Here is a 13,017-nt window from a genome sequence, read left to right on the forward strand (position 1 = left end):
CTCGCGCCGCTTGGCTCCAAAACGGGCACCCGAGGACGTCATGACCGGCACATTCGACACCATTCTGAAGGGCGGCACCATCGTCAACCAGGACGGCGAGGGCGTCGGTGACATCGGCATCAAGGACGGCCGCATCGCCGCGCTGGGTTCGCTCGGCGCCGAAAAGGCGGGCGAGACGATCGATTGCCGCGGCCTGCACGTGCTGCCGGGTGTGATCGATACCCAGGTGCATTTCCGTGAGCCCGGCCTGACCCACAAGGAAGATCTCGAAACCGGCTCGCGCAGTGCCGTGATGGGTGGCGTGACAGCGGTGTTCGAAATGCCGAACACCAATCCGCTGACGATCACCGAAGAGACCTTCACCGACAAGGTGAAGCGCGCCGAGCACCGCATGCATTGCGACTTCGCGTTCTTCATCGGCGGCACCCGCGACAATGTCGAGGAACTGCCCAAGCTCGAGCGCGCCCGCGGCTGCTGCGGCGTCAAGGTGTTCATCGGCTCGTCGACCGGAAGCTTGCTGGTTGAAGACGATCCGAGCCTCAAGCGCATCCTGTCGGTGATCCAGCGGCGTGCCGCGTTCCACGCCGAGGACGAGTACCGGCTCAACGACCGCAAGGGCGAGCGCATCGAGGGCGATCCACGCTCACATCCGGTGTGGCGCGACGACGTTGCCGCCCTGCAGGCGACGCAGCGGTTGGTGGCGATCGCGCGCGAGACCGGCAAGCGCATCCATGTGCTGCACGTCTCGACCCGGCAGGAAATGGAGTTTCTGCGCGAGCACAAAGATGTCGCCTCGGTCGAAGTCACGCCGCATCACCTGACGCTGGTGGCGCCGGAGTGCTACGAACGCCTTGGCACCAAAGCGCAGATGAATCCGCCGGTGCGCGATGCCTGGCACCGCGACGGCATCTGGCACGGCCTGGCGCAGGGCGTGGTCGACGTGCTTGGCTCCGACCACGCGCCGCATACGCTGGAAGAAAAGGCCAAGACCTATCCGGCCTCGCCGTCGGGCATGACCGGCGTGCAGACGCTGGTGCCGACCATGCTGGATCACGTCAATGCCGGCCGGCTGTCGCTGGCGCGCTTCGTCGATCTCACCAGCGCCGGACCGGCGCGATTGTTCAATATCGCCTGCAAGGGCCGCATCGCCGCCGGCTTCGACGCCGACTTCACGGTGGTCGATCTCAAGCGCAGCGAAACCATCACCAACGACTGGGTTGCCTCGCGCGCCGGCTGGACGCCCTATGACGGCGTCCGCGTTACCGGCTGGCCGGTCGGTACCTTCGTGCGCGGCGCCAAGGTGATGTGGCAGGGCGAACTGACCACGCCGTCGCGCGGCGAGCCGGTGCGGTTTCTGGAGACGTTGAAGCCGTAAGCGGCGCGGCGCCCAGCAGTGTTGTTTTCTAGGGCTTGCGCGTCACGCGCGGCAGCTCCGCCTTGGCGTTGAGGGGCAAACAACGCCCTTATGAAGTGCTGGTAAGCGGCACGCCGGTTCCAAAATCCGCTGCGTAGTAACAGCCTCCAGATACCTGCCGTGAACCGGGACGCCCGTGATAGGCACGGATTGATACGGCGGTTGATGGCGCCAACGGGCCGTTGTCCCCTAGATCTCTGGGCGCTGCTGCTCAAGATCAGCAGCGATCATCCCGGTTAGCACCCGCGTCGTTTTGTCCGTGCCTCCGTGGAACTCCGGTGGGGTATTTTGCGTATCCACTGCGCGATCATCATCCGCGATGATCGAGGCCAGAACGATTCGGCCCGCGCGAGGTCGCGGCAGGACCGGTGGTTAACAGGAAAGCAACGCAACAGGCGCAGCATTTCGCGTCGCACGATCGCCGGGATCGTCGATTGACCGATACGCCGAAAGGGGATTCCAGATGGAAGCTCAAAAGACCGCGGTGGAAGCGATCGTCGCATTGACCGGCTATGACCGGGCCGTCGTGGCCGAATTCATCCGGCGGTTCTATCTCGCCGGCGTCCGCGATCCGAAGCGGCTGACATTCAAGGGACTGCAGGCGTTCGCCCGCACCTGATCGTCGCCGACTGATTCGCGTTACTGCTTCGCCAAGCCGACCGAGAACTCGCCGTTGAGCACGCGGCCGGGCAGGCCTTCCACGAATTTGGCCACCGCATCCTCGCCATAGGTGGCGACGAGCTCGGCAAAAGCAGTGAACAGACTGGCTTGCGCCAAGCAATCGCCGTCGACCCCGTCGTGGAGGGCTTCGGCCCATGCCTCGCTGAGATAGGTGAGCGCAGTTTGCTTCTGCTCTCGGTCGGATTGCACTTCGCGATCGATGGGGAAGGTCGTCAGGCTCATGAACTTCAGCAGTCTCGGCGCGCTCCACCGCGAAGCGCGATGGGGTAGTGTTAGCACGCGGCTGCCGAACGCCTAGGCAGTTCTTTAGGAAAGGTTAACGGCCTGGGATAAACCCGCAGCCATAGAGCGGTCAGTTCGCGTATCGAGCGGTCAGGTCGCGCGAGAGCTTCGAACCTTCCTCCAGATACCGCCGAATCGCCACGGTCGCTGCCGGCGTACAGGTTCGGTAGGTCTGCTGGAACCCGTTGTACCCACGATTGAAAGCGGCAATCAGCCGGGTCCGGCGCTCGCCCGAGGGCGTCTCGGCGTCGATCAGCGCCTGCATCTCAGTGCGCCATTTGGCGCCGTCGGTGCCGCCGCAGATCCCGCGAAGATAATGCAGCGTCCCGAGAATCTCGGCCAGCCGCTGCAATTCAGCGTCGAATGGCGCCGCGCCGTCCTCGGCGCGCGCCGCGGCGAGCCCGCAGCAGGCGAGGATCATCAGCACGGCAAGGAAACGCTTCAGCATGGCCGGCCTGATAGGCCGTTTCATCGGCCGCAGCAAGGAGTTGCCGGTTCCCGAAAGCGGCATCAGGTTCCGATCAACTCACGGGCACCTTCGACCAGCTCGGCCAGCCCCTCGGTGGTCGAGAAGTTGGCCAGTTCGTCGGGGCTGATCCAGCGGGCGTCGTCGAGTTCGCCGTTGAGCTGCGGCTCGCCGCCTGCCCAGCGCGCGGCAAACACCATGATGACGTAATGCCCGGCCGCACTGGCGGCGGACGGCAGCACCTCGCGCCGGCCGGCAAGGCTGACGATCTCGATCGACAGCGCGGTTTCCTCGGCGACTTCCCGCACGACCGCCTGCTCCAGCGTCTCGCCGAATTCGACCCGGCCGCCAGGCAGCGAGTACAGGCCCTTGCCGGGCATCCTGGCCCGGCGCACCAGCAGGAGGCGGCCCTCCCGGAAGACCGCGGCGCTGACGGCCAATTGCGGATGGCGCGGCTGCGCCGGTGCGGCTTCGGTCACGACGGTCAATGCGCCATGATGAAGTCGACGTCGGCTTCGGAGCCCTGTCCGTTGATGATGCCGCCGGCGCGGCCGATCAACGGCTTGATCCAGCCGACCGCGCTCTCGGCGAGCTTGGCCCGGGTGGCGTCCTGCGAGGCCTGGCGCATCGCTTCGCCGACCGCAGTCAGGATCGCCGTCATATTGTTGGTGATGTCGTCGAAATCCGATCTAATCCCGGGATCGGCTGTGTCATAGGCTTCGATTGCGAGATCGCGGGCCTTGAAGTTCGAGGCCTTGAAGTGTTCCGCGTAGGAGAGGGGATGCCAGGACAGGAAGTCTTCCGAGCATTCCGGCATGTCCGGAATCATTTCGAGCAGCATCACGGCTTCGTTGAAATGATTCAGGTAGTCGGTGGCCAGCCCGGTCTTTGGATTGATATTGGCGGCAGCAAGCTGAGCGGCGCGCGCCTCGTCGTAACGGGAGGGCGCACTTTGCGCAGCTGTGGATTCACTCGACGCCATCGGCGGCATTTTTGTTTACCGAAGTTAACAAGCACTGAACACGCCACCGGGTCCTGACAGCATGTGCGGACGCTTCGTGATCACCTCGGCTCCCGCCGCTATCCGACAGCTCTTTGGCTACGCCGATCAGCCTAATTTTCCGTCACGCTACAACATCGCCCCGACCCAGCCGATTCCTGTGGTGATCGTCGACGAAGGCGCCCGGCGGTTCAGGCTGATGCGCTGGGGGCTGATCCCGTCCTGGGTGAAGGATCCGCGGACATTTTCGCTGCTGATCAACGCGCGCGCCGAGACCGTCCAGGACAAGCCGGCCTTCCGCAACGCGTTCAGGCGCCGGCGCTGCCTGGTACCGGCCGATGGCTACTACGAGTGGAAGGCCGGCGGCTCGCGCAAGCAGCCGTACTTCATCCATCCGGCCGGCGGTGGCCCGATCGGCTTTGCGGCGCTGTGGGAGACCTGGACCGGCCCCAACGGCGAGGAGCTCGATACGGTGGCGATCGTCACCACCGCGGCGCGCGGCGGCCTCGCCGATCTGCATGACCGCGTGCCGGTCACGATCGCGCCGCATCAATTCGCGCGCTGGCTGGAGACCGATGAAACAGATGCCGGGGAGGTGATCGCCCTGTTACGCCCGCCGGGCGAGGGCGAGTTCGTCTGGCACCCGGTGTCGACCGCGGTCAACCGCACCGCCAATGACAATCCGCAACTGATCCTGCCGATTACCGCGGAGGAGATCGAGGCTCCGCCGCCAGCCGTTGCGAAGCCGTCGCCACCGAAGCGCGCGGCGCGGCCCAAGATCTCGGCGGATGACAGCGGGCAGGGCTCGTTGTTCTGACGGCAGTTAGCAACGTCATTGCGAGCGAAGCGAAGCAATCCAGCAGTGCCGAGCACTGAGCGCTGGATTGCTTCGTCGCTTCGCTCCTCGCAATGACGGTGGAGAGAGCTACACCACCTTGCCGGGATTCATGATGCCGTGCGGGTCGAGCAGGGCCTTGATCGATCGCATCAGCTCGATCGCGGTCTTGTCCTTGACCTCGGGGAGTTCGTCGCGCTTCATCACGCCGATGCCGTGCTCGGCCGAGATCGAGCCGCCGAGCCGCAGCACGACGTCGAACACCACCTTGTTGACGTCGTGCCAGCGCGCCAGGAATTCCGCCTTGTCGGCCCCAACCGGCTGGGTGACGTTGTAGTGAATGTTGCCGTCGCCGAGATGGCCGAACGGCACCGGACGAGAGCCTGGGATCAGTTCCACCACCGCGGCGTTGGCTTGTTCGATGAACTGCGGCACCGCGGCGACTGGCACCGAGATGTCGTGTTTGATCGAGCCGCCTTCCGGCTTCTGTGCCGGCGAGATCTCCTCGCGCAGCTTCCAGAACGCCTGCTGCTGCTGCACCGAGCTTGCGATCGCCGCGTCCACCACGATGCCGTCTTCGAAGCCGCGCTCGAGGATCGACTCCAGTGCGGCGCGGGCGTCGTCGCGGGGGGACGACAATTCGATCAGCACGTACCACGGGTAGCGCGCCTCGAGCGGATCGCGGTTGTTGGCGTGGCGCACCGAGAAATCGAGCGGGGTCTCGGCGATCAGCTCGAAGCTGGTCAGGTTGCCGGCCGCCTCTCCTTGCGCGATGCCAAGCAGCTTCAGCGCGTCGTCCGGCGATTGCAGCCCGACGAACGCGGTCTCGACCGCGCGTGGCTTCGGGAACAGCTTGAGGGTTGCCGCAGTGATGATGCCGAGCGTGCCTTCGGCACCGATGAACAGATCGCGCAGATCGTAGCCGGTGTTGTCCTTCTTCAGCTTGGACAGCAAGTTCAGTACCCGGCCGTCGGCGAGCACGACCTCGACGCCGAGCGCCATGTCCCGTGCCAGGCCATAGGCCAGCGCCGCAGTGCCGCCGGCATTGGTCGAGAGGTTGCCGCCGATCGTGCAGCTTCCCTGGGCGCCGAGCGACAGCGGAAACAGTCGGTCGACCTCCGCGGCTTTCTCCTGCGCGCGCTGCAGGATCACGCCGGCTTCGACCGTCATGGTGTTCGACGAGGTATCGACCTCGCGGATCTTGTCCATCCGCTTCAGCGAAATCACCACCTCGCCATTGTGCGGCGTCTGTCCGCCGACAAGGCCGGTGTTGCCGCCCTGCGGCACCAGCGCGACGCGCGCCTCATTCGCCAGCTTGCAGATCGCCACGACTTCCTCGGTCGAACCCGGACGCAGCACCAGCGGCGAGTGGCCGCGATACAGATTGCGCTCCTCGGTGATGTAGGCTTCGAGCTCGAGAGGATCGGTCAGCGCGTGCTTGTCGCCGACGATCGCGGTGAAGCGCGCGATCAGTTCGGGCGAAAGCGGTGCGGGCGAGAGCGGGCTGACGATATTCATGGTGTTTCCTCTTCCCTGTCGTTGCGAGGAGCGAAGCGAGCCGATGCGAAGCGCGTCTTAGACGCTTTTGAATCGGTTCGTTTCGCTTGCGACGACGTCGCGATGGGTTTGTTTGTTGGTCATGGGCGCGGCGCCGCTGCACGGCGCAGGCGATCGTTGATCGCTTCACCGAGCCCGTGGTGCGGGATCGGCATCACCGCGATGCCGCGTGCGCCGTGATCATCAAGCGCGCGGAGAGCGCCGAACAGATGTGCGGCAGCTTCTGTGAGATCGCCGCCGGGCGACAGGTTGTGCACGGCGACGGCCGTCTCAGCACCCGGCAGCACATCAGGACCGAATGCGAGCAGAGCTTCGCCCGGCTTCACCTCGGTCGCGTTCAGCCGCACCGTTGCGCGCGGCGCGTAGTGCGAGGCCAGCATACCAGGTGCCAGCGGCGCGTGATCATCGGTGTTGTTAGTAGCCGCTGGTGCGCCTAGCTTATGACCGAGCACGCGTTCGATCGCTTCGCGTGGCACGCCGCCGGGGCGGAGCAAGACTGGTGCGCCGAGGCAACTGACGATCGTCGATTCGACGCCGACCATCACCGGCCCACCGTCGACGATGACGTCGATCCGGCCGTCGAGATCGGTCGCAACGTGGGCGGCGGTGGTCGGCGATACGTGACCGGATCTGTTGGCGGACGGCGCCACCACGGGCCCGCCGAAGGTGCGCAGCAGGGCTTGCGCCACCGGATGCGACGGCACGCGGAGTGCGACGCTGTCGAGGCCGGCGGTGGCGAGATCGCACACGGAGCAATTCGTCGCCTTCGGCAGTACCAACGTCAGCGGTCCCGGCCAGAACGCTTCGGCGAGGCGCAGCGCGGCGGCGTCGAACCGCGCGACCGTGCGTGCGGCTTCGAGGCTGGCGACGTGAGCGATCAATGGATTGAACGACGGCCGACCCTTCGCCGCGTAGAGCCGCGCCACCGCTTCAGCATTGGCCGCATCAGCACCGAGCCCGTACACCGTCTCGGTGGGGAACGCGACCAGCCCGCCGCCGCGCAGCACGCGCGCAGCTTCGTCCGCATCGGTCGCGGCCAGCGTCTTGGTGATCAGGTCGAGCATCATTTCGGGTTTCATATCGCAAATCGCGCGGTTGCGAAGTAGCAAAGTCGACGCGCTGCGATGCACCGCGCGAGGAAGTTCTGCGACCGCGCTTTGTGGCTGACGGCCTCGCGCAAACCGCGAATCCGGCCCGTCCGCACGCGAAAACCCCCGTCAAACTCGCAGGTTAGGTGGCGTTTCGGGCCCGGGGCTTGCAAGCCCCTCCAATATAGAGTGAGGATAGTTCGTTCAAACAGGCGCCCCTTCTGATGCAGCTCAATCCCCTCCTTCATGCCGAACGCGTCACCGGCCGAAGGCAATCGGCCTTGATCGATCTGTGGTCGACCACGGGATTTGCCGCGGCCGTCAGCGAGGTGACGGGGCCGCATATCTACGAGTTCGGCGAGCTGCCGGTGCCGACCGTGGCGATCACGCTGTACGACGTGCGCCGCCACGTTCTGATGGAAAACGGCAAGGTGCGCCGCGACGCGCCGGTGCGGTCCGGGCGGTTTCGCATCGGCCAACCGGGCCGGCGCGTGGTGGTGGATGCAATTCCGGATACCCAGTGGGGCAAGCTGCTGCTGCTGTATCTCGGCGAGCCGCTGCTGAGAGAAGTCGGGGCATCGCTGGGCTCCGCCGGTCCGATCAGCTTGCGCGACACCGCTTGGGACGTTGACGATCCGCTACTCGAAGTGTCGGCCAAGCGCCTGGTCGAGGCAAGCGATAGCGGCGACCGGCCGAATGCGCTGCTGGCCGAGCAACTGGCCTATACGCTCGCACTGCATCTGACGGACCGCTATTCGGCGCCGCGCGCCGCGACAGCGGACCAATCTGCACCGCTTGAGGCGCCGGTCCGCGACCGTATCACTGAGTTCGTCCGTGCCGATCTCGGCGCGCCGATCACGCTGGCGGCGATGGCCGAGGTCGCGGGCATGAGCCCGTCCTGCTTCATCCGCAGCTTCAAGCGTTCCACCGGCATGACGCCGCATCGTTTCGTGGTGGAACAGCGCGTCGCTGCCGCCCGGCGGCTGCTCGAGACGTCGGATCTACCGATCGTCGAGATCGCGCTGGGCGTCGGCTTCTCGTCGCAGTCGCATTTCGGCGTCGCGTTCCGCCAGGTCACCGGTGAAAGCCCCGCCCGGTATCGCCGGGCGCAGCGCGGGCGCGAGTAATTTTTCGACAGAAAGCCGCGGACACCGCGGGACGCTGACAATTTTCCGGCAGACGCGTTGTCGCGATTGGGAAATCTGTCGGCCGTGAGCGATCGCCCGGTGAAGGCGAGCGAGGGAGGATACGTATGACGACATCTTCGAGCACGGTCGCGCCGATTACGGACACCAGCCTGACCGGCTTCTACAAAGACATGACCGTTGCCGAGAAGCGCACGTTCTGGGCCTGTGCCACGGGCTGGGCGCTCGACGGCATGGACTTCATGATCTACCCGCTGGTGATCGGCACGATCATCGCGCTGTGGAAGGTCGACGCCGGTTCGGCCGGCCTCGCCGGCACCGTGACGCTGCTGGCCTCCGCAGTCGGTGGCTGGGCCGCCGGTTATCTGGCGGACCGGATCGGCCGCGTTCGCACGCTGCAGCTCACCATCATCTGGTTCTCGCTGTTCTCGCTGCTGTGCGCGTTCGCGCAGAACTTCGAACAGCTGCTGATCCTGCGCGCGCTGCTTGGCTTCGGCTTCGGCGGCGAATGGGCGGCCGGCGCCGTGCTGATCGGCGAGACGATTCGTCCGCAGTATCGCGGCCGCGCGGTCGGCTCGGTGCAGTCGGGCTGGGCGGTCGGCTGGGGCATGGCGGTGCTGGCGCAGGCTGCGCTGTTCTCGCTGCTGCCGGCCGACCAAGCTTGGCGCTGGATGTTCGCGATCGGCGCGCTGCCGGCGCTGCTGGTGCTGTATCTGCGCGCCTATGTGAAGGAGCCGCAGGTCGCCGTTGAAGCCCGCGCCAAAGTCACCGCGGCGGGCGGCAGCCGCTCGATCCTGGCGATCTTCCAGGGCCGGATTCTCAAGACCACCATCCTGGCTTCGCTGGTAGCCACCGGCTGCCAGGGCGGTTACTACGCGATCACCTTCTGGGTGCCGCGCTTCCTCACCACCGAGCGCAAGCTCTCGATCGTCGGCTCGACCGGCTATCTGGCGACGCTGATCGTCGGCTCGTTCGTCGGCTATCTGGTCGGCGCATGGTTCGCCGATCGGTTCGGCCGCCGGAGCCTGTTCCTGGCGTTCTCGCTCGGCGCGATGGTGGTGGTGCTCGCCTATACCCAGCTTCCACTGTCGAACGAGATGCTGTGGGTGCTCGGCTTCCCGCTCGGCTTCTTCGCTTCGGGTTACTTCTCGGGCATGGGCGCGTTCCTGACGGAGCTGTTCCCGACCAGCCTGCGCGGCTCGGGGCAGGGCTTCTGCTACAATTTCGGCCGGGGCGTCGGCGCGCTGTTCCCGTTCCTGGTCGGCTATCTGTCGCAGGTCACGACACTCGCCAATGCGATCTGCCTGTTCGCAGTGTTCGCCTATGTACTGTTCTTCGCCGCCGCCTATGCGCTGCCGGAGACCCGCGGCACGGTGCTGAGCGCCGATGAGTAAGGCTGATACCTCCAAGGAACCGGCTCCGGCATGTCCGGGGCCGGATCCGGCGCCGCGACGGCCGACGCGTTACGTCGTCCCGCCCGGCGCGGTCGATACCCACGCCCACGTCATCGGGTTGCCGCCGACTTATCCATTCGTCGGCGCCCGCAGTTACACCCCGCCCGCCGCAACGCCGGAATCGTATCTGGCGATGCTCGATGCCACCGGCATGACCTACGGCGTGCTGGTGCAGGTCAGCGTGCACGGCACCGATAATCGGCTGATGCTGGAGACGCTGCAGGCCCATCGCGATCGGCTGAAGGGCATTGCGGTGATCCCGCTCGGGCTGCCGGACAAGGAGCTGGCGGCGCTGAAGGATGCCGGCGTCGTCGGCCTCCGCCTGAACATCCTGTATGGCGGCGGCATCGGGTTCGAGCGCGTCGGCGAATATGCGGCGATGGCCAAGGAGCTCGGCTGGCATCTGCAGTTCCTGATTGACGCCAAGGATCTGGTGCCGCTGGCGCCGCAGCTCGGGGATCTGCCGGTGCCGTTCATCGTCGATCACTGGGGGCACTTCCCGGTGTCGCGCGGGATCGACGATCCAGGCTTCCAGACGCTGGTGTCGCTGGTGCGCGACGGCGCCTGGGTGAAGTTGTCGGGCGCCTATCGGAATACGGTCGCGGGATTTCCGTATCGCGACACCATTCCGTTCGCCCGCCTGCTGCACGAGACGGCGCCGGATCGTTGCGTCTGGGGCAGCGACTGGCCGCATGTCGCGACCTGGCAGCACATGATGAATGTCGGCGAGCTGCTCGATCTGCTCGCCGATTGGGTGCCCGATGCGGCCGCGCGCGACCGCGTTTTCACCGACAACGCCTATCGTCTCTACGGCTTCAAGCCCCTCCAGGGCTGAGCTTTCAGGCCCGCGACCGCCGCCCCTGACCGGAGGGCGGCGGTTGGATAAAAATCCTCTCATTATCCCCATTGGAACGCTTGCGAAGCCGGAAGGCGGACGCTATAAGCCGGGCCTCTTGTCGGAGTGTGGCTCAGCCCGGTAGAGCACTGCGTTCGGGACGCAGGGGTCGCAGGTTCGAATCCTGCCACTCCGACCAAGATTTCCAGCGATTTCCCCTCGCTTTTCCCGATCCCTTCTTCGCTTCTCAGCATCACGACGCGGCCGCTGCTTTACGCGGACGAGCGCATCGCTGCGCCGACGCAGCATTCACCAACTGCCGCGGCGGGAATCGATCTGGGTGAAGTCGATCGGGCTTGGTTCGCCGACCTTGGGCGGCGGCGGCTTTTGCGGTTGTGCGCCACGCTGCTTGGCGGCCTTCAGGATCGCCTCGGCCAACGGACCGGCCTTGACCGGGCCAGTCTGTTGCGGCTGGCCATTGGCGCTCGGCGGGGCCTGCAGCGCCATTGGCTGGTCGAGCCGGCCGGGGCGGACGCGGACGCCGACCACGGCGCCTCGCTCTGCATCGAACGCGCATTCATACGAGACCCGAACCCACTCCTTCTGCGGTGACAGGAAGCGGATCGAGTCGCCACGATAATTGACGATTGCGTTGTCCGGCTTGGATGGGTCGGCCTGCTGGAAAATGCCGGAGAAGGGCCTGCTGATCCACTCGAAGTCGCCGGGAGCCTGCGCCTCGATCTTGCGGGCGCAGATCGCCGAGGCCTTCTCGTTGTTGGCGCGCACGCACGCTTCCGGGCATTTCGGCGAATCGGCGGCCGCCGGCCCGGGGCTCGATGGTGATTGATTACCACCAACGTTGACAGCCCCCGGCTTCGACGCCGGAGCGGGCTGTGAAGACTGTGCATGAGCCGCCCCGACCGCACTCGAAGCCAGCACTGCCGCATAGATCAAACGGATCATTTTGATACCACCCATGGTTGGGCGCTTAGTTAATTTCTAGTCCGAAACTTCGAAGGGCGCGAGTCCAATCTTGCTGCCGTCTAGTGGTCTCAACAATTATTACTTGATTAGTAGCAGCTAATCGATGTGTGGCTGATAATATCAACTGTTCTATTTCGGGAAATAGGAGATAATTACTTAGAAGTGTATAGTTCACTCATGAAGTGTACATCGCTAAAAGCATGTTTTGCCCCATAATGACACAACTTAATCATTGTTTAACCTTTGGCTTCCCCCTAACAATTCGGGGCTCCAGACGGGCAAAGGCCTGCTGGACATACGGCATTGATCTTTCAACAGGGGAGTATTTGTCGATGAAGCGTAATCTGTTTTTTGTAACGGCCAGTGTGCTGGCCCTGTCCGCAACCGCCGCGATGGCGAGCGACAACACGGTGTATCTCAATCAATCCGGCACGGAGCAGAAGGCCGACATCACCCAGGAAGGGGCGGCCAGCTCAGTTGGCAACAACGGCTGGTTCATCCAGGCAGCCCTCGCCAGCGGTGACGCTGGTAACTATCTCTCGGTGAGCCAGACGTCCACGTCGAATGCCAGCACTTCCAACGGCTATCAGTACGGCAGCAACAATACGGCGCACCTGACCCAAAGCGGCTATGCCAGCAACATCGTGCTGCAGCAGTACGGGAACGACAACGGTCGGCCCACGTCGAACGTGGGGCCGAGCGATGTGATCACCCAGAACGGCACTGCCTATCAGAGCAATGTCACGCTCAGCCAGGGCGGGAACAGCAATCTGTTCAGCATCAGCCAGGGCGGCTACCAGAACAACGTCACCGCCACGCAGTCGGGCAATTCGAACGAGTTGACTATCCAGCAGGCGCTCTACTACGACGGAACCTACGGGTACTATTACAATCAGATCAAGTCCACGCAGTCAGGCAACGCGAACAAGAGTGACTTTTCGCAGATCGGCAGCTACAACCAGATCGACAGCACTCAGTACGGCAACGAGAAAGCTCGGATCTACCAGATCGGTTACAACAACCGAAGCGTCGGCTACCAGTATGGTGGTGGCAACACCGTGAGCATCGATCAGGGCGTGAATGGGGTCGCGTACGGCACCAACAACTACGCGAACTACGCTCAGAGCGGCACAGGTCTCCAACTGAACCTGACCCAGACTGGCAATAACAATCAGTCGAACACCGTTCAGAGCGGGATCGGCAGCATCGCGACCATCATCCAGAAGTGACGATTTTCGCCTGGTTCGGATTTCGGAGTGAGGCGTACGCGCCTTGC

Annotated in this window: 14 protein-coding genes and 1 tRNA gene; 8 read left to right on the top strand and 7 right to left on the bottom strand. The window is 64.6% G+C overall.

Going from position 1 to position 13,017, the window contains the following annotated elements; translation table 11 throughout:
- Positions 1–40: 40 nt before the first annotated feature.
- Positions 41–1,375: a dihydroorotase gene (locus DY467_RS22210; protein ID WP_164639005.1), complete on the top strand. Its 1,335-nt coding sequence runs from the start codon at positions 41–43 to the stop codon at positions 1,373–1,375.
- 502 nt (positions 1,376–1,877) lie between these two features.
- Positions 1,878–2,033: a hypothetical protein gene (locus DY467_RS26270; RefSeq protein WP_011156634.1), complete on the top strand. Its 156-nt coding sequence runs from the start codon at positions 1,878–1,880 to the stop codon at positions 2,031–2,033.
- A gap of 20 nt (positions 2,034–2,053) precedes the next feature.
- Here the strand turns inward: DY467_RS26270 and DY467_RS22215 are convergent, their stop codons facing one another.
- The 4 genes from DY467_RS22215 to DY467_RS22230 form a co-directional block, all read right to left on the bottom strand.
- Positions 2,054–2,317, bottom strand: a complete 264-nt coding sequence (locus DY467_RS22215; RefSeq protein WP_011156635.1) for a hypothetical protein — start codon at positions 2,315–2,317, stop codon at positions 2,054–2,056.
- Between the two features lie 130 nt (positions 2,318–2,447).
- Positions 2,448–2,825 (bottom strand): TIGR02301 family protein, encoded by a 378-nt coding sequence (locus DY467_RS22220; protein ID WP_164639045.1) that lies wholly within the window; start codon positions 2,823–2,825, stop codon positions 2,448–2,450.
- 62 nt (positions 2,826–2,887) lie between these two features.
- Entirely contained in the window at positions 2,888–3,331 is a 444-nt protein-coding gene (locus tag DY467_RS22225; protein WP_164639007.1) for an NUDIX hydrolase, read from the bottom strand.
- On the bottom strand, positions 3,328–3,825 hold the full coding sequence (locus tag DY467_RS22230) for a hypothetical protein (RefSeq protein ID WP_164639009.1): 498 nt from the start codon (positions 3,823–3,825) through the stop codon (positions 3,328–3,330). The genes DY467_RS22225 and DY467_RS22230 overlap by 4 nt, the downstream gene beginning before the upstream one ends.
- Before the next feature lie 61 nt (positions 3,826–3,886).
- Here DY467_RS22230 and DY467_RS22235 point away from each other — a divergent pair, with 61 nt between their 5' ends.
- A complete protein-coding gene (locus DY467_RS22235) occupies positions 3,887–4,660 on the top strand; it encodes an SOS response-associated peptidase (protein ID WP_164639011.1) in 774 nt (257 codons plus the stop codon).
- Positions 4,661–4,768: 108 nt separating this feature from the next.
- Here DY467_RS22235 and DY467_RS22240 read toward each other — a convergent pair whose 3' ends face one another.
- Positions 4,769–6,196 (bottom strand): FAD-binding oxidoreductase, encoded by a 1,428-nt coding sequence (locus DY467_RS22240; RefSeq protein ID WP_164571556.1) that lies wholly within the window; start codon positions 6,194–6,196, stop codon positions 4,769–4,771.
- Between the two features lie 119 nt (positions 6,197–6,315).
- On the bottom strand, positions 6,316–7,302 hold the full coding sequence (locus tag DY467_RS22245; RefSeq protein ID WP_164639013.1) for an L-threonylcarbamoyladenylate synthase: 987 nt from the start codon (positions 7,300–7,302) through the stop codon (positions 6,316–6,318).
- A gap of 245 nt (positions 7,303–7,547) precedes the next feature.
- On the opposite strand from DY467_RS22245, the gene DY467_RS22250 reads away from it, so the two are divergent.
- From DY467_RS22250 to DY467_RS22265, 4 genes are all read left to right on the top strand, one after another.
- The gene (locus DY467_RS22250; RefSeq protein ID WP_164639015.1) at positions 7,548–8,450 is read left to right on the top strand and encodes a helix-turn-helix domain-containing protein; all 903 of its coding nucleotides are present in this window, start codon (positions 7,548–7,550) and stop codon (positions 8,448–8,450) included.
- Between the two features lie 125 nt (positions 8,451–8,575).
- Positions 8,576–9,862: an MFS transporter gene (locus tag DY467_RS22255; RefSeq protein WP_164639017.1), complete on the top strand. Its 1,287-nt coding sequence runs from the start codon at positions 8,576–8,578 to the stop codon at positions 9,860–9,862.
- Positions 9,855–10,757 (top strand): amidohydrolase family protein, encoded by a 903-nt coding sequence (locus tag DY467_RS22260; RefSeq protein ID WP_164639019.1) that lies wholly within the window; start codon positions 9,855–9,857, stop codon positions 10,755–10,757. Before DY467_RS22255 ends, DY467_RS22260 begins: the two co-directional genes overlap by 8 nt.
- A gap of 122 nt (positions 10,758–10,879) precedes the next feature.
- Positions 10,880–10,956 (top strand) — tRNA-Pro (locus DY467_RS22265).
- A 110-nt stretch (positions 10,957–11,066) separates the two neighbouring features.
- Here the strand turns inward: DY467_RS22265 and DY467_RS22270 are convergent.
- A complete protein-coding gene (locus DY467_RS22270; RefSeq protein WP_246701608.1) occupies positions 11,067–11,543 on the bottom strand; it encodes a hypothetical protein in 477 nt (158 codons plus the stop codon).
- A gap of 530 nt (positions 11,544–12,073) precedes the next feature.
- On the opposite strand from DY467_RS22270, the gene DY467_RS22275 reads away from it, so the two are divergent.
- The gene (locus tag DY467_RS22275) at positions 12,074–12,970 is read left to right on the top strand and encodes a hypothetical protein (protein WP_164639023.1); all 897 of its coding nucleotides are present in this window, start codon (positions 12,074–12,076) and stop codon (positions 12,968–12,970) included.
- Positions 12,971–13,017 lie beyond the last annotated feature (47 nt).

Origin of the sequence: Rhodopseudomonas sp. BR0G17 (assembly GCF_010907025.1) — a bacterium.
GTDB classification, from domain to species: Bacteria; Pseudomonadota; Alphaproteobacteria; order Rhizobiales; family Xanthobacteraceae; genus Rhodopseudomonas; species Rhodopseudomonas palustris_H.

Excerpts from the sequence above, each read along its gene's own strand:
- DY467_RS22210 (WP_164639005.1), top strand. The coding sequence starts at position 41 with ATGACCGGCACATTCGACACCATTCTGAAGGGCGGCACCATCGTCAAC.
- DY467_RS26270 (WP_011156634.1), top strand. The coding sequence starts at position 1,878 with ATGGAAGCTCAAAAGACCGCGGTGGAAGCGATCGTCGCATTGACCGGC.
- DY467_RS22215 (WP_011156635.1), bottom strand. The coding sequence starts at position 2,317 with ATGAGCCTGACGACCTTCCCCATCGATCGCGAAGTGCAATCCGACCGA.
- DY467_RS22220 (WP_164639045.1), bottom strand. The coding sequence starts at position 2,825 with ATGCTGAAGCGTTTCCTTGCCGTGCTGATGATCCTCGCCTGCTGCGGG.
- DY467_RS22230 (WP_164639009.1), bottom strand. The coding sequence starts at position 3,825 with ATGGCGTCGAGTGAATCCACAGCTGCGCAAAGTGCGCCCTCCCGTTAC.
- DY467_RS22235 (WP_164639011.1), top strand. The coding sequence starts at position 3,887 with ATGTGCGGACGCTTCGTGATCACCTCGGCTCCCGCCGCTATCCGACAG.
- DY467_RS22240 (WP_164571556.1), bottom strand. The coding sequence starts at position 6,196 with ATGAATATCGTCAGCCCGCTCTCGCCCGCACCGCTTTCGCCCGAACTG.
- DY467_RS22245 (WP_164639013.1), bottom strand. The coding sequence starts at position 7,302 with ATGATGCTCGACCTGATCACCAAGACGCTGGCCGCGACCGATGCGGAC.
- DY467_RS22250 (WP_164639015.1), top strand. The coding sequence starts at position 7,548 with ATGCAGCTCAATCCCCTCCTTCATGCCGAACGCGTCACCGGCCGAAGG.
- DY467_RS22255 (WP_164639017.1), top strand. The coding sequence starts at position 8,576 with ATGACGACATCTTCGAGCACGGTCGCGCCGATTACGGACACCAGCCTG.
- DY467_RS22260 (WP_164639019.1), top strand. The coding sequence starts at position 9,855 with ATGAGTAAGGCTGATACCTCCAAGGAACCGGCTCCGGCATGTCCGGGG.
- DY467_RS22275 (WP_164639023.1), top strand. The coding sequence starts at position 12,074 with ATGAAGCGTAATCTGTTTTTTGTAACGGCCAGTGTGCTGGCCCTGTCC.